Origin of the sequence: Duncaniella sp. (assembly GCF_029056165.1) — a bacterium.
In the GTDB taxonomy this organism is placed as follows: Bacteria; Bacteroidota; Bacteroidia; order Bacteroidales; family Muribaculaceae; genus Duncaniella.
This window is the reverse complement of record NZ_JAIDBW010000012.1, coordinates 45417-70293: the sequence shown is the minus strand read 5'-3', so window position 1 is coordinate 70293 and position 24877 is coordinate 45417. Positions and strand designations below refer to the sequence as shown.

Annotated in this window: 11 protein-coding genes; 1 reads left to right on the top strand and 10 read right to left on the bottom strand. The window is 50.9% G+C overall.

The window, feature by feature from the left end; all coding sequences use genetic code 11:
* Positions 1 to 275: 275 nt before the first annotated feature.
* The 3 genes from K2G41_RS12370 to K2G41_RS02300 form a co-directional block, all read right to left on the bottom strand.
* Entirely contained in the window at positions 276 to 1313 is a 1038-nt protein-coding gene (locus K2G41_RS12370; RefSeq protein ID WP_366145385.1) for a UDP-N-acetylglucosamine 4,6-dehydratase family protein, read from the bottom strand.
* Positions 1314 to 1855: 542 nt separating this feature from the next.
* Complete coding sequence (locus tag K2G41_RS12365) at positions 1856 to 1930, bottom strand: hypothetical protein (protein WP_366145384.1); 75 nt, start codon at positions 1928 to 1930, stop codon at positions 1856 to 1858.
* A gap of 722 nt (positions 1931 to 2652) precedes the next feature.
* A complete protein-coding gene (locus K2G41_RS02300; protein WP_300113853.1) occupies positions 2653 to 4272 on the bottom strand; it encodes a polysaccharide lyase in 1620 nt (539 codons plus the stop codon).
* Positions 4273 to 4305: 33 nt separating this feature from the next.
* Here K2G41_RS02300 and K2G41_RS02295 point away from each other — a divergent pair, with 33 nt between their 5' ends.
* Positions 4306 to 4476 carry a hypothetical protein gene (locus K2G41_RS02295; protein WP_300113851.1) on the top strand — a complete coding sequence of 57 codons (171 nt, stop codon included), beginning with the start codon at positions 4306 to 4308 and terminating at the stop codon, positions 4474 to 4476.
* A gap of 69 nt (positions 4477 to 4545) precedes the next feature.
* Here the strand turns inward: K2G41_RS02295 and K2G41_RS02290 are convergent, their stop codons facing one another.
* The 7 genes from K2G41_RS02290 to K2G41_RS02260 form a co-directional block, all read right to left on the bottom strand.
* Positions 4546 to 7167 carry a glycoside hydrolase family 2 TIM barrel-domain containing protein gene (locus tag K2G41_RS02290; RefSeq protein WP_300113848.1) on the bottom strand — a complete coding sequence of 874 codons (2622 nt, stop codon included), beginning with the start codon at positions 7165 to 7167 and terminating at the stop codon, positions 4546 to 4548.
* A 12-nt stretch (positions 7168 to 7179) separates the two neighbouring features.
* The gene (locus K2G41_RS02285) at positions 7180 to 9423 is read right to left on the bottom strand and encodes a DUF5703 domain-containing protein (protein ID WP_300114572.1); all 2244 of its coding nucleotides are present in this window, start codon (positions 9421 to 9423) and stop codon (positions 7180 to 7182) included.
* 234 nt (positions 9424 to 9657) lie between these two features.
* On the bottom strand, positions 9658 to 11121 hold the full coding sequence (locus tag K2G41_RS02280) for a sialate O-acetylesterase (protein WP_300113845.1): 1464 nt from the start codon (positions 11119 to 11121) through the stop codon (positions 9658 to 9660).
* A gap of 22 nt (positions 11122 to 11143) precedes the next feature.
* The gene (locus K2G41_RS02275) at positions 11144 to 14344 is read right to left on the bottom strand and encodes a glycosyl hydrolase (protein ID WP_300114569.1); all 3201 of its coding nucleotides are present in this window, start codon (positions 14342 to 14344) and stop codon (positions 11144 to 11146) included.
* A gap of 123 nt (positions 14345 to 14467) precedes the next feature.
* Positions 14468 to 17308: a glycoside hydrolase family 2 TIM barrel-domain containing protein gene (locus K2G41_RS02270; RefSeq protein WP_300113842.1), complete on the bottom strand. Its 2841-nt coding sequence runs from the start codon at positions 17306 to 17308 to the stop codon at positions 14468 to 14470.
* A 33-nt stretch (positions 17309 to 17341) separates the two neighbouring features.
* A complete protein-coding gene (locus K2G41_RS02265) occupies positions 17342 to 20581 on the bottom strand; it encodes a glycoside hydrolase family 2 TIM barrel-domain containing protein (protein ID WP_300113839.1) in 3240 nt (1079 codons plus the stop codon).
* 47 nt (positions 20582 to 20628) lie between these two features.
* Positions 20629 to 24804 carry a malectin domain-containing carbohydrate-binding protein gene (locus K2G41_RS02260; RefSeq protein ID WP_300113837.1) on the bottom strand — a complete coding sequence of 1392 codons (4176 nt, stop codon included), beginning with the start codon at positions 24802 to 24804 and terminating at the stop codon, positions 20629 to 20631.
* Positions 24805 to 24877: the final 73 nt, after the last annotated feature.

Sequence of the window (24877 nt, the reverse complement as noted above, 5' to 3'; positions counted from 1 at the left end):
ATCATTTTGCTGTAATCCCCAAGATTATAAGGCAGAAATAAATTTCAAATGGGTAATCAATCCATCGTCTGACTGACATCCTCAATGTAACGGGGTGGCTTTTAAGTGTATATTCTACACTTTTCATATTATATACGCTTCAATATCCCATTTTTACAACTAAAATTCAACCCACTACAACCACCTTAAGACCTATTCATCAAAAAATAAATACTCCGCCGCAGTAAGAGCTACTACGACGGAGTATTCATGATGTGATTGGAATTTTTCAAACCTTATTTAGCGTCTTTAATATCGTACTTTTCAAATTCCGAATGTTTGGAAATAAATTCCGGCACGGTTTTCTTCATAAGAATAACCATCGGGGGAATATCGACCTTGACCGAAAGTTCACCAAGCTTGTCAACTACCTCAGCCGATTCCTTATAGCCGTATGCACGAACCTTGGCGACGTAGATGCGCTCATGCTCTGTCGGAATAGTGTTCTCCTTTGTAGCAAGTACCTCTTCATAAAGTTTCTCGCCCGGTCGAAGTCCGGTGTATTCAATCTTTATGTCCTTACCCACTTCAAGGCCGGCAAGATTGATCATTCGTTCGGCAAGAGTAGCGATCTTAACAGATTCACCCATGTCGAAAACAAAGATCTGAGTACCGGTGGCAAATGTCGCAGCTTCCATTACGAGACGGCATGCCTCAGGGATGGTCATGAAGAAGCGGCGGATCTCAGGATCGGTCACCGTGACGGGACCACCATGTTCGATCTGCTCCCTGAATCGGGGGATGACAGAACCGTTAGATCCAAGAACGTTGCCGAAACGTGTCGTTACGAACGTCGTACGACCCTTAACTTCACCTCTTTCAATTGCGAGACCAAGACTCTGGACATAAATCTCAGCCAGACGCTTTGTACAACCCATGATATTGGTTGGATTAACGGCCTTATCGGTTGAAACCATGACCATTTTCTCCACGTCGTATTCAACGCATTTGTCTGCGACCTGACGCGAACCCACAACATTGACATGCACAGCCTCACACGGATTTTCCTCCATGAGTGGAACATGCTTATAGGCCGCCGCGTGGAACACGATCTGAGGACGATACCGTCTGAAAACAAAATCAAGACGGGATTCCTCACGGACATCACCGATCACTGGTACGAAATTTAACGTCGGGAATTTATCCTCAAGCTCCAGTCTGATATTATGGAGCGGTGTCTCCGCATTATCGAAGAGAATCAGCTGGCGGATTCCAAAAGTGGCAAGCTGACGGCAAAGCTCCGAACCGATCGAACCGGCAGCACCGGTCACCATCACGACCTTACCGTTGAAATTGGCGATGATCTCATTCATCGAGATCTTAATTTCAGGACGGCCGAGAAGATCCTCAATCTTCACTTTGCGCACATAGTTGCTCAAGGCTGCTCCATCAGTCATCTCATCAATACCCGGTGTAAGATAGGTCCTCATTCCGGCTTCACGGCAATAGGATATCAACTGATCCTGCTCAGCCCTTGCATCAGCCACATAAGGAAACAGAATGCCATCGACATAATATTTATCGGCGAGGGCCTTGACATCTTCGACATTATCAAAATAATACACCGGCATTCCCGACAGTTGGTGACCCTTGAACTGTTTGCCGTGGGTCAGGAATCCCAATATTGTGTAATGTTTTGAGTCACGGAGTCTTGTCACAACTGAAGCAGATTTATTACTTACGCCATAGACAAGGACTCGCTTGATATGCCTGTCGTGATGCTCACCTTTGGCCATCAGATCATAAATAACGACCATCGCCACCCTGACAAACACTAAGAGACACACTGTCAACAGAAAATCGACAGCTACCATGCCTAAAAGCAGATTGGTGCTGACACCATAAAAAGAGAATGCCAACATGCCGACCCACAACAGGAAGTCCTTTCCAAGTGCCGCAAGGCAGATGCGCCCTATTTCCCTCAAGGTCGAGTAGCGGATTATCGCACGATAGACCCGGAAGAGGATAAAGGAAACAGCCGATGCTACGACAGAAGATATGAGCCATGTAAGGATTGTCTTAGTATCAAAATCAACACGCTGCAGCAGAAGGAATACGATGGAAAAAACTCCTACAGATGCTACAAACGACACAAACAAGTCAATCAAGAGCACAATCTGAGATCTCAGATAGGTGCTCCTACGTAACTGATTAGCAAATTTAGTTAAACTTAACATATCAATATTTTAAATATCGTAACCAAAATATCCTGTAAACACAATACACAAAGCCATTCTCCCCGCACCTTTGCGGAAATCACCTTGCATCCATCCAAATCCCAAGTTCATTATTGTCATTTGAATATCAATCTATTTCTTAATCAAAAATTCACAGGTCACAACAAATCTGATTGGTCATGATATGGATATCAACTACCTAATGCTCATGTTTGGGAGTTAGGATGCAATCAACGGTCATTGCAATGCAAATCTTTTCATTTGCAAAATTAAGCAATAAAAATCATCCTTGCAATAAATCGCGGCTCTTTCCTGTTACTATTCAGTGACAATTTATATATCTCATCATAAATAATCAACCTTCTGCCGTAAGGATCATGACATCCAGACGACAGAAGGTCAATAAAATATAATTGTTATTATCAGCTATGTCAGTTTACTCAGCCAGTTCGTTGGCATAGATTTCGATCCATGCGTAGCCGTTGCCTGAGTCCTTTGCCGAATCGGTGGGATCGTTGGGATTGAGACCATGTTTCTTTTCCCATTCGTCGGGCAGACCGTCGTTATCGCTGTCCTTGCGGGGCTTGCCTTTGTATTCAGGCAGACCGCCAACCTGACGCGGATCGGTGATGATACCGTTCTTATATGAATCGTTGGGCAGACGACGCTTCACGTAGGGAGTAGATGCAATATACTTATCAGCATCCTTGGCATAGATAGCCTTACCAGTCTCCACAGTCTTTATGACACGTGCATCCACGGCATCACGCTTGGGCTTCGTAGCTCCGACATTCGCAAGGACATATTCGTAGGCGGGTTCTGTCTCCATAATGGTCACTTCAGCCATCGGGAAGGGCTGATCGACCTTGAGTTCTGAAATGCGCTCGGCAGGAACGGGACCGTTATAGATCTGCACGCCACCGGCCCAGTTATCGGCAGTGACAGCATCGTTACCCCAGACCTTGTTACCGCTCACGTAAGCCTTTCCGAATTTATCCTTGAAAGCCTTGTCGCGTCCGGCTTCCATCTTTACGATACGGTAACGGATAGGCGCATCAGCAGAATTTGTCTCGGTCATAGGACCGGGCTTGAAATTATTATTGATAAGGTTGAGACGGCTCGTATGGTCACCACCATCCACCGAGCGGTTCCACCAGTTGTAGGTCACATTATTGATAAAGTTGAAATCCTCATCCATACCTATCGAGCAGTTACGCGAGATGTTCGATGCGAAGAGATTGCGGGCAAATGTGCTGTTGTGACCGCCGATTGTAGCTCCGAAAGCATGGTTGTAAAGGTCAAGAGCTTCCGAGAAAATTGAATTCTGGATGGTGATGTTCACAGTCGGGAGTTTCTCGCCCCTACCGGTTGAGTCACGGTTATAGACATGACGGTAGATGGACATATTCTCATCCAATCCCCATGAACCTGAGACGTGGTCAATGATGATATTACCTACGGCATTACCGCCAAGAGCATCGTCACGGAAAGCCACATCCTGCGCGCCACGGCGGAAACGCATGTGACGAACGACAACGTCGTGAGTATCGATAAGGAATGATGCACCGGTTACGCAGACACCGTCGCCGGGAGCTGTCTGACCGAGAATAGTGACGTAGGGGGCGCGGACTGTGATCGGTGAGTTGAGTTTGATCTCACCTGCAACGTTGAACACGATGATTCGTGCTCCACCCTTCTCACAAGCCTCACGGAGTGTGCCGGGACCACTGTCGGCAAGCGAAGTCACCACATAGACCTTACCGCCACGTCCACCGGGAGTGAATGCACCGCCACCCTCCGCACCGGGAAACGCCACGATGTCAGCCTTGATAAGATCCTCAGGCTTCGAAGCCCAAGGACGGTAAGGACGACCGTTCTCAGCCTCCTCTTTCATTACTATAGGATAAGCCTCGGCCCAAGCCTTGTCGGAAGCAGCGTCCCACTCGGCAGACTGGCGTGCAGCACGCACCTTTACTGAGTCAGGAATGGTGGGATACTGAGCTGCGACATCCATAGCCGCGATGGCAGCCAATGCTAATATTAAGCTTTTCTTCATGATTGGTATGTTAGTTTCTTTATAAATATAGACTTGATTGATCTTTCTGGGGAGCAGGCCGAAGCATACGGCGACGAAACGAGCAAGACAGTTAATGAATTGATTGACGCACTGTTGCCGATTGACGCACTGCGGTTGATTGACGCACTTATGCAGGCGCATCCGTCGCCGTATGCCTTAGCACTGCTATTAATTGACCTTTAAATTCATAAAAAGTTTAAGAGGGTTCAGAAGATATCCTTCAAATCCGGTGACATCCGGAACTCAAACCGATTATTTCTGAATACCGAATTCCTGCTGCTGCAGATCGACCTCCTCAAGGATCTTGCGCTTCTCCTCCTCGGTAAGAGTAGATGATCCGCTCTTGTCGGCCCGCACTGCCTTTGCAGCAGCTCCTACATTCCTTTCATCACTATAGAGTGAAGGAATGGTAGCGGGCACACTCTCGATCACAAGCTCTGCAGGTGTCGGGGCATGCGTACCCGGATTTTCGACACGTGCCGAGATCTTTATCTGACCGGGGGTACGGGTCGAGCGGATCAATACGGGAGCTGATCCCCACTCTACGGGACGCGGATTTGCATGGATGGAGGCATCACCGATGATCTCGCCCTCACCCTCGACGGTAAAGACGATATTCTCCTTAGCGAGACGGCGCACATTTCCATTGTCGTCAGTCACTTCGGCCACAACGACTATGAAGTCCGAGCCATCGGCCACAAGAGGTTTGCCCTCCCAGTCGGCATATAGACGGAGTTTGGTCGAACGACGTGAAGGCATCTTGCGTTCGGTAGCAACGACCTTTCCATCCACGATACCTTCGGCAACCATATTGACTGCCTGCCAGTTCTTGTTGGTATAGCTATAATCACGGGCTTCCCAGAAATCCCATACGTTCTCAAACACGACGGGGGCGGAAGGCATACCTCCCTCACGATGAACCACCGGCAGTGTCCACGACTTCGCACCGTCATAGATCGAAAGACGGACAGAGTCACAGTTGCTGAACACGACCACATCCGGATCTGAGAACTGGGTCATTTCATGCATGATATAGACCATCGGACCTGATTCAGCGGTCGGGTGATCAAGATCATGGGCTGTCTGGCTGCGGAACATGTGGTAGGCATATTTAGGCTGGCGGAAAGCATCATATATACCTCCCCAGTAAGGATCGGGATGGTAACCACGCTGATGATCGAACGGATGCCACTGCGCACCGCCGATAAACTTACCCGTCGTGCGGTAAAGTCCGTCGTATGTCTTGGCCAGAGAGAGAGCCTGCACCTTCATGGGCTTTTCGCCCCAGCTGCGCGATGCGCGGTTGTCATTATTGTGGGCGTACCAGTCATCCACATTCTCGCCAAACTCACGGGTGAAGATGTTCTGGCGCGGAGCATCGGCCTTTTCATCATCGCCGGGCCAGCCATAGACGAGGTCATAATTCTCCTTCACTCCTGCGGAGTGCATGTCGGCCGCAGCGATAGGGCGTCCCGGATAAGGATACTCGTCCTTGGTGATCTGAAGTGCTTCAAGCGAGAAATTCTCCGGATAGCGGGTCTCATTGAGAATCGGTTCCCACATAAGGACCGAGGGATGGTTACGGTCACGGCGGATGATGCTGCGTGTATTCTGATGCACCTTCTCTGCAAACTCAGGATCTTTGTTCCAGAACTGCCAGCCGGGAGTGGCGACAATCACGAACATACCGAGTTCATCACAGGCATCCATGAATGACGGATCCTGAGGATAATGAGCCACTCGGATGATCCGGCAACCTGCGTCACGCAGACGCTTGGCATCGCGCCACTGCTGTGAATTGGGAACGGCATTGCCGACGTAGGCAAAATCCTGATGACGGTTCGCACCGACAAGCTGTCCGAAAGGCTTGCCGTTGAGCATGAAGCCTTTCTCTCCGTCAAACTCGAAATAGCGTATGCCCACACGGGTAGCTCCGCCGTCTATTGTATTTTTACCATCCTTGACACGTGACTCGACGCGGTAAAGCACGGGACGGTCAGGCTCCCAGAGCTGCGGATTCTTGACATGGAATGTCTGTTCTACTGTTTTGGTCTCGCCCGGTTTAAGCGATACGGCCGAACTGCTGAGTTTCTGAATCAGCTTACCTTCGGGATCAATGAGGGAGGTCTCGACATATACCTTACGTGATTTGTCACCGCTGTTGGCCACATCGGTATTGACAAGCACATCCGCATTTTTGTCAGAAATGTTATCGAAATGGACAAACACGCCACCTCCGGCCACTCGTCCGGACTCGACAGGATCAGTGATGGCAACAGGTGATTTAGCAATCATCCACACATCTCGGTATATTCCTCCATGATATGCAAAGTCAAGAGAATGCTGCGGCTTGCCGGGAGGGAAGGACTTATCGTCACTATTGTCAGCCATTACTGCCACAACGCAACTGTCGCCCGGCTGAACACCGGCCTCGGTCAGAGAGATCGTGGTGGGGAGATAGCCTCCGAAATTTGATTTGACCTCCTTGCCGTTGACATAGAACTTCTGTTTTCCCATCACGGCTTCAAAATGGAGGGTCACATCCTTGCCCTCGGTCGATTCGGGCATCACGAAATGTTTGCGATACCACGCAACACCCTGATAGTTGCGGCAACCGCTACCCTCAGCCGGGAGAAGTTCGACTGTATGGGGGGTGGAAACGACCTCCCAATTCGAGTCATTAAGCCCGACAGCCTCACCGTCCTTCACATCGCCGAGATGATAACGCCATCCGTTATTGAAATCATAGACCTGACGCCCGGCATCCTCAATCGGGAAAAATCCGGCCACAGATATCTCCTGCGGAGTCACCGCATCGGCCAATGCCACTGCGGGAAGAAGCAGGAATGAAAGAATTGCTGAAAGTATTTTCATGTCAAAAGATTGTTATTTCATTTCAAGAGAGGGAGGAAGCACGACATCACGCCTACGCTCCTCAGGAGTCACTTTAAGCGAACTGATCTTTCCGTCACGCAGTTCGGCCTCGACTACAGTCGAACCGGGAGCGTGAAGACGGAAACTTATGTCACGGTCAAGCGGCCAAGCCGGGAAAAGATGAATGCTGTCACCGTCCGTCTGCATGAGCATTTCCTGAAAACCGATCATGGCACTGCCACCCCAGTTGTGGTCAGGAGTCCAGTCGAAACCGGGACCGAAGAATGCAGGGAAACGGTGAGAACCGTTGGCCCACTTCTTGGAATTCAAAGCGAAAGCCTCATCTGTCAATCCGAGACAAGCAGCCCATATATTGTCCTGTTTCCAACCGGAGGTGGAGCGGAAGCGGAGTGCGTCCGGATCATAGAGATAAGTATTGCGGGCAATATCAAGATCAGCACTGTCACTGACAGTCACACCATAGAACCTCCAAGGCCATACTGGGTAAAGCTGCGGGCTTTCGACATTATTGATGCGCTCCCATGATTTCGCCGGAGCAATCATGGTGTGGCCATCAACCACACGCTCCGGAATAGCTGGAATACGGTCAAGAAGCGATGTCCATCGTGAAGTGGCAGTGTCGGACTGCGCATTGAGATAACCGATATAATCGCCGGTCACACGCCGGAGTGCAGCGACAGTCGAAGCTGCATTATTGGCCATCTTGTAGGTCTCGCATCCTGAACCGGGGAACAGGATTAGCTTACCCTCACCGTCAAGATCCTTACTGCCGCGACGCGATGCGAGATAGCGGTAATGCTCGTCAAAGAACGTCAGCGCGCTTTCGATCAACGGGCGGTAAGCAGAGATGTCAGTCCCGGAATAGCGGGCACTCTCAAGCATCATTTCGCAGAATTCAAGCACCGTGTCCCACTCGTATTCAAGCCAAGCGTTATATTCCACACCCGGATCAGACCAAGCCGGACGTTTCGAACCATACTCCATCATATTGGGGAGTCCGAACAGTTCCGTCTGCTCCGTAAAGCAAGCACCGTCATGATCCCAATAGACCTTCGAGCGAAACTCAGCATTGTCGAGCATACGGTTATAGAAGTCAAACTGCGGTGTCATCATGTCGAAGTCACCGCTTTTGAGCATAGGCCAATAGACCAGACGCTGATTCTGAGCGGTCATCGTACCGCCACCCCAGTTGCGGAAATCGGGAGTGAACGCCTCTTCTTTTCTGACATGGTGCGGATCGAAAGTGAACAGTCCACCATTGAACTTGGTCGGCTCCTTTCCGTAGGCATTACAACCGAGCATGTAGCGGAAAAGGGTATAATTGCGTGCCATACGGCTGACCACACTGTCACCGTCAGTCGGAGCGGCTATATAGCTGCGTTTCCAGTAGTCACGCCACCAGTCACGCGATGCCTTGCGGTCACGGCGCAGATTAATACCACGCTCGACGCTATCCACCCCTGCAAGCCATTCATCCGTATCGGCTGTCTGACGGTTATGAAGCGCAATTGTAAAATTGTGCTTCTTGGCCGGACGCTTGCTTGTAAAGTTCCAAGCACGATAATCAGTGTTGTCATAGACACTGTCGGTCGTACCTGTGAAATGAAGATTATCGCCACTCAGACGGCCACCCGACACAAGATTGGCAAGCGGATTCCACAGCCTGTCCTTAACAGAGTCGAGACCTTCACGCGCAACCGTCACATCAAACACCGTGGTCTGAGGGTTGTGATGAAAAAACGTGACAGATCCATCGGAAGCCGCAATCGAATCACGTGTAGTCACGAGATTTTTCGGCGAAGCCCACTTCCATGAATTCTGTCGCCCCTCCCCTTTCTTGAACGGACGATCGGCATAACGCCAGTTTTCATAACTAATCACCGGAGATATGGCTTTCGGGCTCTCGACCTCGACATGAACCACCGGACGGAACACATCAGCCCAGACAATCACCTTTGAACCATTGATCATCAGTTCGCAATAACCTTCATCAAGTTTCAATCGCTGAGAAAAAGGAGCGACACTGTCGCCGGGCAGATGCAGACGCACACGTCCCTGCTTCAGAAGAGTGCTGTGCTCATCGTATGCACCGCTGCGGCTGATATAGAAAAACACATCGCCGTCCTCTGCCCATACGTTAAGGCCGATATCACCGCCGCCCACCGGCATCGAAGCCGATGAGTCACTGCTCATGGAATTCCAGACATAATCGGCAGGGACATTGGCCGTCAGCATCACTGCCGAGGCGAAGGATAAGGCTAAAAGGGACTGTCGTATCATAATATAATCTGACTGTCGGGATATAAGATGGTGATTAGAACAAGGGGATAATCAGAATTGATAACAAAAGTAAAAGAAGTAAACGAGATTACGAAGTAAAAGCAGCAATAAAATTATGAAATAAAGCTAAAAAACCAAAATCATACAGTTTACGCCATGCCTTTAGACTTGTTTCATAATTCCGCCACTTTACTCCTTGATCGGACGGGCATCGGGCCAATCGTCAGAGCGGAATGAGGACACCGGAAGACCGTCGGTGCTGAAGAGGTCGCCCTCCGATGCATTCTCGAATGCATAGCGCACGGCTACCGGATGAGGCACTGCGTCGCTCTTGACCATAATCTTGCTACGCGAGATCCAAGCTTTGGCCGGATGGAATACACGATCCTCGCCTGCAAGCTGGAACTGCTTGGATTCAAAGCTGTTCTTACCGGCAATCCATTCGGGAGCGCGGTCAAAGCTTACGACAACGGTGTCGCCCTTAACTTCCATTGATTTATAAACGGGGCTTTCAGCACCTATACCCTCGATTCCATAAGTCTTGTTGAGTGCAAGGAGAGCCAGACGCTCACCGGCAACCTGCTTTTTCGGAGGATGGATACCTTCAGGCCAGCCTGCATCCATGAGCACGGCCATGCCGGTATTGGGGACTATATGCTCGACACGGGCCTGTGCCTCGCGCAGATATGCCGAATTAATGATTTCCTTGCCCGGCTCGGTGATTATAGCGTAATCGTAGGGAGCGATCTGACAGTAATAGAAGGGAAATTCGCCCTGTCCCCAGAGATCACGCCAACCCTTGATCATTGTCGAGAACATATCGGTGTAGGAATGGGCGCGATTCCAGTTGTCCTCGCCCTGATACCAGATGACACCACGCATTGCCAGACCGATCAGTGGATTGAGCATACCCTTGAAAAGTACGCTCGGAGTGCGGTTCTTGGAAGGGATCTTGCCATCAACTGCCGGAATGTTGGCTGCAGCTTCGGGGAATGCCTGAAGCATCTCGTCGTTCATCCACGCCTCACAAGCCGAACCGCCCCACGACACTACGATGAGACCTACGGGGACATCAAGGAGTTCCTCGATCTGACGGCCGAAGAAATAGGCGGTGGCACTGAAATTCCTGACAGTGGCAGGCGAAGCTTCAGCCCATGAACCGGTCACATCATCGACAGGAACAGTGGAGGAGTTGCGCTTCACGGTGAAAAGACGGATGTCGGGATTACGGCTCTTGAGGATAGCCATGTTTGCCCCTTCGACAGGCTGATTCTTGAATCCCTTCATGGGCATCTCCATATTGCTCTGGCCGGAGCATAGCCACACTTCACCGAGCATGACATTGTTCAGCGTGAGCGGAGTGCCGTCACTAACGGTTACGTCATACGGTCCACCGGCCGAAGGGGTCGGGATGGTTATTTTCCATTTGCCATCATTATCGGCCTTGGTCGTATATTTCTCGGAAGTCCATCCGGGAGTGACTGTCACGGTTGACGATGCATCCGCAGTGCCCCACATACGAGCATCGGTGTTCTGCTGCAGCACCATGTTGTCACCGAAAAATGCGGGTAACTTGATCTCCGCTCCGGCATTAAGACCGAGAGCCATTATCGCGGCAAGACCGAGAGATCTATATAACTGATTGGTTTTCATTTTTTTGTATGAGTATGTATTGTTATTCAGAAATTACACTTAATGACAGCGGTCCGGTAAGACCTGCGGGAATGAGGGTTTTCTCTGCTCGGCGATACTTACCGTTAGTCCATATTCCTTCAAAGGGTACTTTACCTTCATCCGCGCCGAGAAGGGCATTTGCCCAAGTATTGGTCACCTCGATCACCAGACTGTTCTTACCTTTCTTTATGGCATCGGTAATATCCACTGTGTAAGGTGCGGTCCAGACGATCCCACATTCCTTGCCGTTGACAATGACCGTAGCAACATCGTGAACACCGTCAAGATTAAGCACCACGCGTCCGCCCTTCGGAAGTTTGGGAGCTTTGAACTCTGTTGAGCATATAGCCGTACCGGAATAATATTTCACATCCTCCTCAAGAGCAGTTGTCCAGTCAAAAAGTTCCTCGCATTCGACAGTCCGTCCTGTAGTGACAAACTTAACGGACCATTTGCCGGGTTTGAGATCGGTAGTGACAACTTTTCTGACAGGGGCGGAACCTGAAACTGCCTCGGTAGGCTCACGGAACACAATGAAGGCCGATTCAGCGGCATCAAGTGCCATCTTCACGTCTGTGCGACCATCCTTGCTCGTCCAGTCAAGCTGACGGTCGATTGTTCCGGTCATCGGATTCCAAAGTTCGGGAATACGTCCCGCCACACGGAACGAAGCGTTAAACTCGCGCGGTGATTCCTCCTGATTCGAGATGAAGTAGAGATCTACATTATCACCGTCGTGGCGGCGATGATTCCATGCTATATTTTCCGGCACTACGACATCACGTTCAAGGCCATAGGCAGAGAAGTCATCTTTGACGTAGGGCAATTGCGGTACCACCACACCTGCCTTCACCAGTTCCGCCACCTTTGTCCTTACTTCAGGACTGAGCGTGCTGTCAGGCATGAGAGGATGCGGGAGCGGGAGCACGAGAACTTTGTAGGAAGCTCCACCGGGGAGTGTCACACGTCCGTTTTCAGCCTTGGCGAGACGGAGCAGCGCATCCTTATTCATCGAGTCATAGCTGTAGCCTCTCATCGGATTGATCCATTTTTCAGGATCAGCCATGTTGGCAGAGTGAGTAACGCCGACAGGTATCACGCGCAGAGGCTGCCCCTCATTGGCCAGACGCTTACGCTCCGACTCGACGCGCTCCGCACCGAAAATACCGGGCAGCGAAGGCACAAGACGATCGGGCAACACCGCACGACGAGGGATTTCCTCACCGGTGAACACGGCAATGTCCGTGACAGGAACACCGTACTGCAACAGAGCCTGTGCGCGACGCATGTAGTCGCTCATACCCTTACCGCCGTCGGCCCACCAAGTGTTGTCACGCTGGAAAAAGAGGCCGATACCGTCAAGAGTCATACCGGGTTTCTTATCGAGATAAGGATTATGGGTGTTGACATGATAGAACATGCGGTTTATACCCAAAGCGTAGTTACGGTCAAGGAGAGCCTTGAGCATCGCGGGGGTCTCATCCCACGTACCGCGTACTTCCGTGAAACCTTCAGCCTGAATTATATTCTTGCCATAGACATGCCCGCCGTGGATGGCGTCGAGCATATCGTTAGGTTTGTCATGAGTCGGACTGCGAAGCCAAAATTCACCCATCGGGAAATCAACGGCCTGATAGTGGAGCATACCGTCGCTCACCATTGTGGGTGACACACATTCAGCCGAGAAATAGCAGTCATAGTCCTTGGCTTTGTCGGCAAGCACGTCATAGAACACATCGACCACCAGTTCGGCGGCAGTAGTACGCACATCGCGGAGCACTTTTTCAGAAGTCTTCACGTCATCGACGGGCACACCGGCAAATAGCGGAAGATAAGGCATGAGGTCATAACCGCGACGACGTTTGAATTCCGAAGCAAAATTATCGCTCCAGTTCTGACTGCCACACTCCCAGCTATCCACATGCATGTATTTGAGGGCATTGTTGACAGCTTCTTTGTTGCTTACTTCCTTGAACACGCGACCGAACCAATTGTCAGCCTGCTTGGCTACGGCCTCGCGACTGAACTTATCGGCCTCAAGTCCCTGACCGGCTCCACCGGTGGCATTGGTGTGGCCGGTAGCAGTGTGACCTATGCGCATGATGCGCCACTCCCCTTCCGGAAGCGAAGCGGACAAAGCTCCGCCACGCATCTGCGGCGTCAGGTCGATGATCTCGTCAGCCCTTACGCATAGTTCCTGCGGAATCTCGGTCTCAGTGGTTTCGGGAGCGACACGCCAGACAAGTCCGGCCTTACCTTCCCACTGATTGATTTTGGGTTCACCGCTGAGAACTATATCATTGATCTTGAGATTTGGCTTCCACTTCGCGGCATCCATATCCTCGCTTCCGGGTTCGCTGCCTTCGGGAGTCCAAGTGAAACGGAAATATTTAGCGGTGGTCGGAGGTATGGCATGTGTGCTCTGCTCATCGGTATTCTGCCAACCCTGACGAGCAGGCTGCAGCTGCTTCACTTCCTTGAAATCAACACCATCATTGCTCGCAAGCACTTTGAGTCGATGAGCCTGATAGTTGTTACCGGCAAGTATGATCTCAACGTTGCTGACATTGACAGGTTGGTCATATTCATACTGAATCCAACATGGGACGGACGAACGAATTACGCCTTTATCATCAATGCTGACACCCTTGCCGTCGGGAACATTTGAACCAATATTTCCTACAGTAATCTTGGGCTTCTCCGTGATTTTCCGTCCCTTGACCGGCATGGCCAGAAGTGCGATGTCCTCGTAGTAGCCCTTATAGTTTTCCGGGACGGGCAAAAGAATGTTCTCAATCACTCCACCATTGACTATGGTATCGGCTGTGACTACCTTTTGCATTGACTCCGCAGGAGTGATCCACGGACCTCCGGCAAGCGCAAAACCATCACAGATATGCATACCGATTTTAAGGCCAAGGCTATCGGCAATCTCCATACTGCGTCCTACCAACCGCCACCATTCGGGTGACAGCTGCGGGGCTTTACCTTCGTACTGCGGTGCAGTCTCCACGGCCTTGATCGGCATCAGATAGGTACCACCGAGACCGGCCTGCTTCATGGCTTCAAGATCAGCTTTGATCCCCTCCTCAGTGACTGCTCCATACATCCAGTACCAGAAGCACCACGGATGAGCTTCGGCAGGAGGTGTGGCAAATGCCTGCTCAAGTGCCGACTGAGCCGACACATTGAGCGAAAGCATAGCCGCCGCAGAGAATAGTATATTGCGTAATTTCATTCTATTCCTTTATTATTCAGATCATTTCAGTATCGAGGTTTCACGAAGTAATCTCTATCCTCTATACTTAAACCTCTATACTTCAACTTAATTAAAGTTAAGGATGATACGGCCTGTGCGCTGTCCGTTGACCCACTTGGGTTGTGACGACGGACCAACGAGGTCGGTAGTATTCACCTTGTTGCGCACGGGAGGAATAACCTCCATGACAGCGATACCGGTTTTGGGAAGATTATAGAGGATATGGTCACGACCGTCACGAGGCTCATAGACACCGATATAGCTACCGGGAGTCTCGTTGATGATACCGATAGTGCCGTCCTGAGTCTTGATATCCATCCAATCCACATTGGCGAAATAGCCCTTGAATTCGGGATACGTGAAGCTTTCAGCCGGAATCGGGTCATTGTAATCATTCTCCCATACACCGTACTGCGGACCGTGGAGACGGTTCTGCCATACGCGGTAAGGACCATCGCCTACCCAACGCTTGCTGATTACCTTGTTTTCAGGGAAATCGAATTTGACACCCATGAGGTCGATGACACCGTTGAAATTATATGTGAAATCGAGAGCCGCGCTACCGTCAGGCATGATGGTCCAGCGTGCGCTGTCGAAGTTTCCAAGTTTATAATCGGCAGTTACGACAACATCGTTACCCTCCTTCTCGGCCTTAATTCCTACAAACTTGCCAAGATCCTCAAATTCGGTGTATTGTGTCTTTTTCTTTTCAGCCTGCTTGTCATCATGATTATAGAAACCGTCCATCGAGCGGTCAGAACGCTTGGCTACGATGACGCGAGGGCCATCGGTAAGCTCTATCATGCGGCCCTTGACCTCAACACCCATCAGCTGACCGTTTTTCTTGCTGAAATGATATGTACGGCCGTTGGCTGAAACAGTGATCTCATCGGCAGTCTCGCTGACCACGGGAGCAGCACCGCTCTTGGCTACAGACGCAGGAGTCTGCTTACCTGTCACCTGATGTGACCAAGTGAAGAGATCCTTACCGTTGTTGTCAATGACAGTGAGTTCAAGTGCATCGGTTTCAGGACGAAGCTTGGGTATGCTGACCTTACCTGATTCACGTGCGGGAATATCGGGGAATTTCACAGTGCCCTCGGCCACAACCTTGGCATTTGCCGATGATCCCTGCGCAGGCATTTCAAGCTGACGCCATTTAAGCGAGCAACCGTTGAGATTGGTGAAATCGTAACGATTCTCGACATCGAGCACACCGTCAAAATCAGGGGTAATGCCGGTATTCATGATCTGTATGGGACACCACACTTCCTTGACAGTCCAGTAGCTACCCTCTTTCTCATGATGAGGGCCGACGATACCGTCCGCACCATAGTTGCCGCAGTTATCAATGAAACCGTCCATATCCACACGCTTTACACCCTCATCGGCAAGTACCCAGAGGAAACCGCCGGCACAACGGGGATGATTGCGCATCATTTCCCAGTAATCATAGAGACCTGCGCCATGACCGCCGTCATAGAGACCGTGGAGGAACTCGGTAGGCATAAAGATTTCGGGCAGACGCATGTAGTCCTGACTCTCGCCATACGAACGATAGTGCATGGTCTCGAATCCGCCGAAATTACCCTGCGGATGAAGCACCGGACGCTTCTGCGGATCATATTTGTGGAATTCACCGTTGAGTTCGTCGTTCCAACCCTTCTCGTTACCGTTGCTCCACCAGATGATGGAGGGATGGTTTACATCGCGTTCCACCATCTCACGTACAAGCTTCTGACCGTTGATGGTCTCATGTTTGCCATGCCAGCCGGTAAGTTCATCCATCACGTAGAGACCGAGCGAGTCACAGATCTCATAGAATTCAGGGTCAGCGGGATAGTGAGAGAGACGCACGGCGTTCATATTCATTGATTTGATAAGCTCTACATCCTCAAGATTCTCCTTACGGCTGAGTGTACGGCCACTCTCCGGACGGAAACTATGACGGTTGACACCGCGGATGTTGATTTTCTTACCGTTGATATAAAGACCGTCGCTTTCGCGCACCTCGATCGTGCGGAAACCGAATTTCTTATTTTCCTTATGAAGAACCTTGCCTGAAGCATCGGCGAGCGTAAATTCAGCCTTGTAAAGTTCGGGGGTTTCCGCGCTCCATGTAGCGGGATTGTTGACCTTGACTTCCACCTGACCGTCGCCAGCCCCGGAACGGATAGCTGTGACTGACTCGCCTACCTTCTTGCCGTTCTTATCAGTGATGACAGTGGTGATCTTGCCCCCTTCGACCGGCATGCTCAAAGTGTAGTCAGCCTTGAAAGTTCCGTCAGCTTTGGCGTCGATGGCTATCTGTTTCATGTTGAGTGCCGGACGGCCCTGCATGAACACCGGACGCCAGATACCGCCGAAATTCCAGTAGTCGGCACGGCGTTCGGCGAGATTCACACCTGCGTTCTCGCTTTCCTTGGCCACCGTCACTTCAAGACGGTTTTTCTTACCGGGGCCGAAAAACACACGGTCACTGACATCATAGATGAAACGATAGAAACCTCCCTGATGCTTCGAACCGGCTTTACGTCCGTTGATAAGCACGTCAGTATCAGTCATGGCCGCTTCAAACACAAGTTCGATCTGCTTGCCACGCCACGATTCGGGAAGCTCGAATTCGTACTTATACATACCTTTTTCATCGGCTACTCCTTCAGGGAAGGCTTTGCCATAGAATTTCATACCGTACTGATACGTACCGAATCCCTGAAGCTCCCAGCATGAGGGCACTCCGATTTTCTTCCATTCGCCGGAATTGTTACCGTCGGTACACATAAAGTCCCACTCGACCATGTCGTCACTGCCAGTACCTGAAAGATACTGACGCTCGGTGGTGACTGACTGCGCCATCAACGACATGCCTGCGAGTATGGAGCAGATAGTTACTACTGATTTTTTCATTGTATCGTTAGATTTATATTTTTTTCATTACTACTATTTCACAGGAGAGAACCTCACATGAAGCTCATGCTCACCGGGAGCGATGGCATATTTTTTCAACACACCCGGACCGCAACTGCTGTTGCCGAGTCCCATGACTGCCGCATCAAGATTGAGATAGACATTACCGCTATCGGTCAGATCGCAGTCATGACTGACGGCATAAATGTCAGCTACGGAATAAGGAAGAGCGGAAGCGGAGATTACAGAATCAAGTGCAGTCACGCGCAGACCCTTTCCGGCCTTGTCAAGCAGGGCTATTTCGGCAACGGATTCAAGATTGCCGGAATCCTGCGGACGGGGATAATGCACATACTGTTCATCCACACTCCTGCTCCAGCGACCGATCGAAGCAGATTCCAGACGGTCGGGATAGGTCTCGTAAGGACCATAGCCGAACCACTCTACCCTATCGTAAGCATCATTGATGACAAATGCCGATCCCAGACGCGGAAGTTCGGGAAGCTCACCGCCACGGGTATATGTCTGACGGAGATCCATAGTTCCGTCGGGATAGACCGTATATTCGCTCTTGACATCTATTGATCCGGCGAGGTAACCGTATGTCTGCACCGAGGTCACTTCAACCTTGCGTCCTATCTCCTGCCATTCAAATTTCAGGCATTTGATTTCAGGCGAATCAATCTTGTTTTTGGTCCAGTCCTTCGCAAGCCAGTTTCCGAAGCTCTTGTCATTATCGGTCGGAGCACGGAACGCCTGAAAATATGATCCAGTCACGATCTTTTTCCCATTATAGCTAAGATCGGTAAGATCGCCCGTCAGCCGACTCCACGCAGCAGTGAAATTCTTTCCGTTGACCGTCAGTTGACCATCCGCAACAGCAAGATCAAGCTTACCGCCGGTTGCCGCCGGACGCTTCACCGCATTGATCATGCCGTCATTCAGCTCAAGCTGACGTTTCACGATCTCATGTCCGGCATCGGCCCAGTCAGTAGCTTTTTTGAGAGTTACCGATATGTTGAGACGCAGATCTGCCTCAGCATTTTTCTGTTTGCCGACCTTCACTGTCACATCACCGCTCTGACCGGGTGCAAGATCGGGAAGCGTGAGCGTTTCGGGCTTTCCGGCCACGCCGTTGACCACGGGAGTCCACGTGCAACCGTAGGCCGAGAGATTTACATGATGATTACGGTTTATGAATTCAATGACGGCTGTTCCGGTGGCAGGATCGTAAGATTTCAACGATATGGCCACAGGACTATAGACAGTCTTAACCTCATAATACTTCGGGTTGAGCGAACGATCAGCGAAAATCACGCCGTTCATGCAGAATGCCTTCAGATTAGGCTTGTCACCGAAGTCACCGCCATACGACATCTCGACCTTGCCGTCGGGACGCACCCGTTCGATACCCTGATCGACCCAGTCCCAGATAAATCCTCCTGCCATGCGGGGATTGCTGTAGATCTCGTCCCAATACTCTCCGAAATTACCCATTGCGTTACCCATTGCGTGAGCATACTCGCTTGTGAGCACGGGGCGATTGTCATTATCACGCTGAGCAATGGAAAGGAGACGTTCCCAACGGGCGTTTTCAGCACGTTCCTTGTCGTCACCCTCCTTGATTCCGGGATTGAGATATTCAGCCTGCACTCGCGGATAGAAGCGGCTGATTATATCGACCGTTGCAGGATCAGGCTCGCCATCGACTCCCTGTGCACCCTCATAGTGGACGGGACGTGTCGGGTCGAAGTCATGAAGCCAAGCGGAGATCGCCGCAAAGTTCGGTCCATAGCCACTCTCGTTGCCCATGCTCCAGAACACCACTGAAGGATGGTTCTTATCCCTCTCGGCCATGCGCACCGCGCGGTCAAGGAAGGCGGCGTGCCAGTCGGGGGTGCTTGCAAGCGTGCCGCGCAGACCATGCTCCTCGATATCGGCCTCATCCATCACATAGAGGCCGAGTGAGTCACAAAGCTCATACCATCTCGGAGTGTTGGGATAGTGGCTTGTACGAACCGCATTGACATTGGCCTGCTTCATGAGTTTTATATCCTCGATCATGCGTTCGTCAGTCATCACGCGCGCTGTTTTCGGGTCATGTTCATGACGATTCACACCACGGAAACGGATAGGCTTTCCGTTGACGAGCACCTGACCGTCCTTTACCTCGACACATCGGAATCCGATCTTACTGTCGGCTCTCTCGATCACCTTACCCGACGCATCGCAAAGTTCGAGCGTAAGATCATAGAGATCAGGAGTCTCGGCAGTCCATGTCTTTGGATTCTCAAACGTATGAGTGAGTCGTCCGAGTTTGCGCGGACCGCGCTGTGGATACCACTCGTTCATCACTGAAGCCTTATGGTCAAGATCAAGGATCTCGTTGATCACTACAGCGGTGTCAAACATATCCTTTCCATCCTCGCCCACGCTCACGCGAAGTTTGTAGTCCGTCCCGCGCTCACCGTTATATACGGAAAACAGCGGATCTATCTGAAGAGTGAAATCCTTGTAATCGGAATCAGGAAGAGTCCTGACGGTGAAATCACGAAGTCGGACATCGGGGGTGTGGAACAGTGTGACATCACGATGTATGCCGGCAAAACGCCAGAAATCCTGATCCTCAAGATACGAACCATCGCTATATTTGTAAAGCTCGATCGCAATCTCATTCTTTCCAGCATGGATATAGGGAGTCACATTGAACTCCGACGGTTCCATACTGCCTTGGGTGTAACCCACCCTCTCACCGTTGATCCACACGTAGAACGCACTCATAGCTCCGTCGAAACGCAGGAAAGTCTGACCGGATTTCACCCAATCAGCCGGGACTTCAAAGCTACGGCGATACTGGCCTGTAGGATTGCGCTCAACGTAAGCCGTATAGTTTTCTTTAGGCGTATCGGTAACGAACGGAGGATTGATTTTGAAAGTGTAGCCGGCAGAGGCATAGATGGGCGTTCCGTAGCCGTTGACTTCCCATACGGCCGGCACAGCAAGAGTCGCCCAGCCTGAATCATCGAAACCGGTCTTTTCAAACCCTGCGATACGTCCGTCAGGCGTAGGTGACCAATGGAAACGCCAGTCACCGTTGAGCGAGATCGAACGGTCACCTTTCAGCTCACCGTAAGGCATGAACGCTGCCCGCGCAGGCTCACGGTTGATCTGAAGTATATGGTGGTTCTCCCAATCATGAGCCGGACGCGATCCAGCGACCGCAGCGACGACTAACGAACCGATCAGAAGAGCCAATGTCAGTTTTCTATACATGATGACTACTTTATTTGCATGTTTGTTTCATTAAGGCGAGAGCCGGATTACTGCACTTCAAGAGAGTCAAATGCAACTCCATCGAGATTGTCAGCCGAGAGTATCACCTTGTAAGTTCCGGCATTGATGTAACCGCCGGTCGTTGTGCTCAGCATTCTCCATTTTTCAGGTGTGTCGGGGAGATTGATGGTATCATCTTTCAGGACGGCACCGTTAGGAGCGATGAGTTTCAAATTAACTGCCACAGCATCCTTGTTAAGATTCATGAATTTGAAACGCAGTGCATAGACCTGTGCGAGACCTGTCGAAATAGTCCATTCGACGCTGCCCTTACCTGAGAAGAACACACCTGTCTGCTTTTTCCATTCTTTTTTCTGGAATTTACCCTCACACTTGGCATCCTCGGCCTCGTATGTCACGGCTGCACGTGCATTTTCATCCTTAGGAAGCATTTCGGCAGGCATTTTTTCTATCACATCCTTGTCAGCCTTGCTCCAGCTCCAGTCCGAAGCATGAGGAGCGACAAGAGGTTTAGCCTCAGAGTCAAGCGATGCCACAGCAATCGCTGAAAGCACGGCCTGCCCCGCTTTCACTTCCGGGAAGCTGACGGTAAGCATACCTCCACGGACATCGCAGTCAACCACTTTCTTCAACAATTTGTCATGTCCGGCCTCGGCCCAGATGTCAAGGTCATCGATCACAGTCGAATCATTGACAGCGACATCGAATATACGCAGACCCTCACAGTCAGTACCCTCGCCACCGCCTGTGCCATGCCACGGCTCGATGAAATACAGCTCGACACGATAGCGGCCGTCAGGCACGGGAAGATTATATGACAGCTTGTGACGTCCGAAACGGAAACTCTGCATGAGTGCCCAGTCATCAGTCCCGGCTATCGGGTCGTAGGTCACACGCTGACTGGCAAGATAGGGTGACAGACCTTTGAAATCCTCGGCCCATGAGCGTGAATAGACCGTGTCGTCCGCAAGCCATTTCTGACCGAAACCGTCGGTATAAGCATCGCCGCCACAGTTTATACGGTAAAGATAATTGTAACCGTCGGCACCCTTGAGTGCAACAGAACCCGGTGAACGCAGTGAGGCGAAGCCCGGTGCTTGCTCAAGATTATCAAGCACAATCAGATCCTCAGCCACAGGTTCACCACCCTGATAGGCCACAGCCCGCAGGACATTGTAGCGTACAGGCACATCCTTCCACACGAAGTGTGTACCGATACCGCCCTTGACCTGCGTGCCGAACGAGGCCGAATCAACGGCATCATTGAAAAGCTGCACGGAATCACAGTTGCTATACACCTCTATGGTAGCATTGCGCGGTCCTTTGAATCGGTCAGACCATGTATGCGACGCGATATAGACAAACGGATCTTTAGCCGCATCGACATAGTTTGACTTATACATATAATATACGTCGGCAGGTTCTTCCCACGGACTGACAAGTCCCTTGTAATTGAAAGGACCGACCTTATCAATCGTGCGGTAAGCCTCGTCGGGCTGACGGCGGCCGGGATTGTCGTGACTGCTGAATATCCACTGATAGTGACCGCTGACGCTATCGCGGGCCTGTTCGGCTAAACGAACCTTAGTCTCCATGAGTTGCGTCATGCGTTCCTCACTCCAAGGACCGTTGGGATCAAATTCGCCGGGCTCGGTATGGAATCCGAGTGTACGCCATGCTCCATATTCACCGTTAAGAAGCTGATTCGGTCGTGCAAGTTCTTCGTTATACTTGTTCACATCGCCACCGTATGTACCGCTCCAGTTCTGAATGACATTCCAATCCGTTCCCTCACCGCCGTTGCAGGTGGTGATCACGCGCATGTCACGGGCCATCGGATCCATTTCACGGATGATCTCGGCACATTCCTCGGCAAAATCACGCGGGAGCGTGCTCTCATTCTGGAGTCCCCACATCACGACAGAGGGTGAGTTGCGACGCTCCTTTATCCACTGGCGCAGGAGTGTCTTGAAGTTCTCACGGAATTCAGGGGTATCATACCATACATGGGCAGAGAACTGCGGCCAGAAAAGTATGCCTTCCTTGTCCCAATAGTCCTGATAGCGGAGATTGTGAGGCTGATGGGCATCGCGCACGGCGTTGAAACCAGCATTTTTTATCTGCTTGACGCGTGCAGCCACCTGCTCATCGCTGAAAGCGTGGGAAGCTCCGAACTGATGCTCATACTCACACACTCCGTTGACAAATACCGGTTTTCCGTTCAGGAAAAAGCGTCCGTCGCCATCATTACGCTTGACAGGCCATGAGAAATTACGGATACCGTAGGGGGTCGTGACCTCCTCGGTAGTCTTACCGTTGCGCTTCACCATTGTTGAAAGCTTGTAGAGATAAGGATCTTCCGTGCTCCACAGCTTTGCATCGGTTATCGGAGAGGCCTGCTTGACAATTTTTGTCTCGCCGGGTGCAAGAGTCGTAGTCTCGGTCAGGCGGAATATCTGCCGGCCATCTGCATTGCTGAATTTGCTTATAAAATCAAATTCAGCAGGCTTAGTGCCATAATTTTTCAACTCTGTTTCGATAAACACCGAGTCACAGGCGGCATTGTTCCATACATGGACTCCGAACGGCTCGACACGCACTTCATCAGTGATCTCAAGCTCTACTGGACGGAAAATACCCAGCGGTTGGGAACCTTCGCTGAATCCCCATTCCGACGAGCACCCACCACATACCCACGGCATGTCGGCTATCATTTCAGGATGCTCTGCAAGCACTTCAATCGTATTTTTGCCGTCGAAATTCAGATAATCGGTCACATCGAGAGTCATCGACGTGCGGCCTGACGGCCGACGACCGAAATCATGACCGTTAAGACGGATGTCGGCGTATGTGCCAACTCCCTCGAAGTTTACAAAATAGCGTTTGCCATCGACACGTGCCGGCATATCGAAATCCCGCACATAGGTAGCATTACCGTGGAGATTTCCGTGGGTGAGCTGACGGTAACCGTAGTAATCATCCCAGTTGTGGGGGACGTTGACACTCCGCATACTCGTGCGGTCATCACCGAGCCATGTGTTCCAGCCATCATTGAGGCTTACATGTGTGCGTCGGCCGGTGGCCGGACGTTCGGGAAATCTCACTGCCGAGCGACCCATCGGCTTGCTCGTGGCAACCGCGATACCTCTCTGCTCGGCATTATTGACGGCACAATAGAAATGATAGACCACACCGTCATGCTTGACAAGATAACTTTTATGGGCAAACATCTCATCGAAATCCTTTGTGGGATAGATAAGATCACTGCCTTCCCAGTCATCCCATGTCACGAGGTCGTAACTACAAGCAAAAGTATTGAATGCCTTATAGCTACGCGAGGGATTGAAAGCCGAGAAGTAGAACATCACATACACATCGCCCATCTTTACTATCTGCGCGTCACCTGTGATGGTGCCCTGCGCTTCATGAGTGAACACAGGGTTTCCCTCGTATCTACGCCACTTTGTCATGTTGTCGGACAGGGCGATGCCTATACGCTCACCCTTCATGCCGGTTTCAGGATTGACACCTCCGGCGTTGTAATACATCATGAAACGTGATCCAAGCGTCTTTCCGGGATCTTCATAGACAGTGCTCTTATATTCGGTCAACGCCTCCCACCACTGGACATCCTTGTCAGTGATCGAGATGATCGGATGATCAAGTGTCTCCCAGAGGTGAGCCGTCGCGGGATTGCCCTTTGTCCAAGCCAATCCGACAGCAAGAGGTGCATTCACGGCCTCATAGCCCGTGCCCTCTCCTCCGATATATGTCATCCAGCATTTACCTTTGTAACGGTTGATGGCATAAGAGCCGTCCCACTGCATGTCGATCAGTCCGGGGAAGCCACCTCGCTGATTCCTGTCCCAACCGGTGTCGGAATAAGCGAGTATCCGACCCAATGTGGTCCATTCGAGCAGGTTGTCACTCTCTGCGATCCATGTCTCATAGCCGCGTCCGTCCTGACCTCCGCGTCCGTTATAGACAACGTAAGTCATATACCATTTATCACCTTCGCGGAACACTGTCGGACAGTCAATTTTATGATTATTGTCATCAGGCGCCACTACAAGACCATATTTATAAGGTGTACGCGCTTCCTTATAGACTTCGGCCATACGCTCCTGACTGACGTGACGCTGAGCGTCAATTCCTGACCATCCGGCCACAGCCACAGTCAATGCTAAGAAGATTCGTTTCATGTTCTGGGGGGTATATACATGATTTGATCCAAAGTGTATGCGCCGATTTTTCCCGACGCATACACTTGGATTC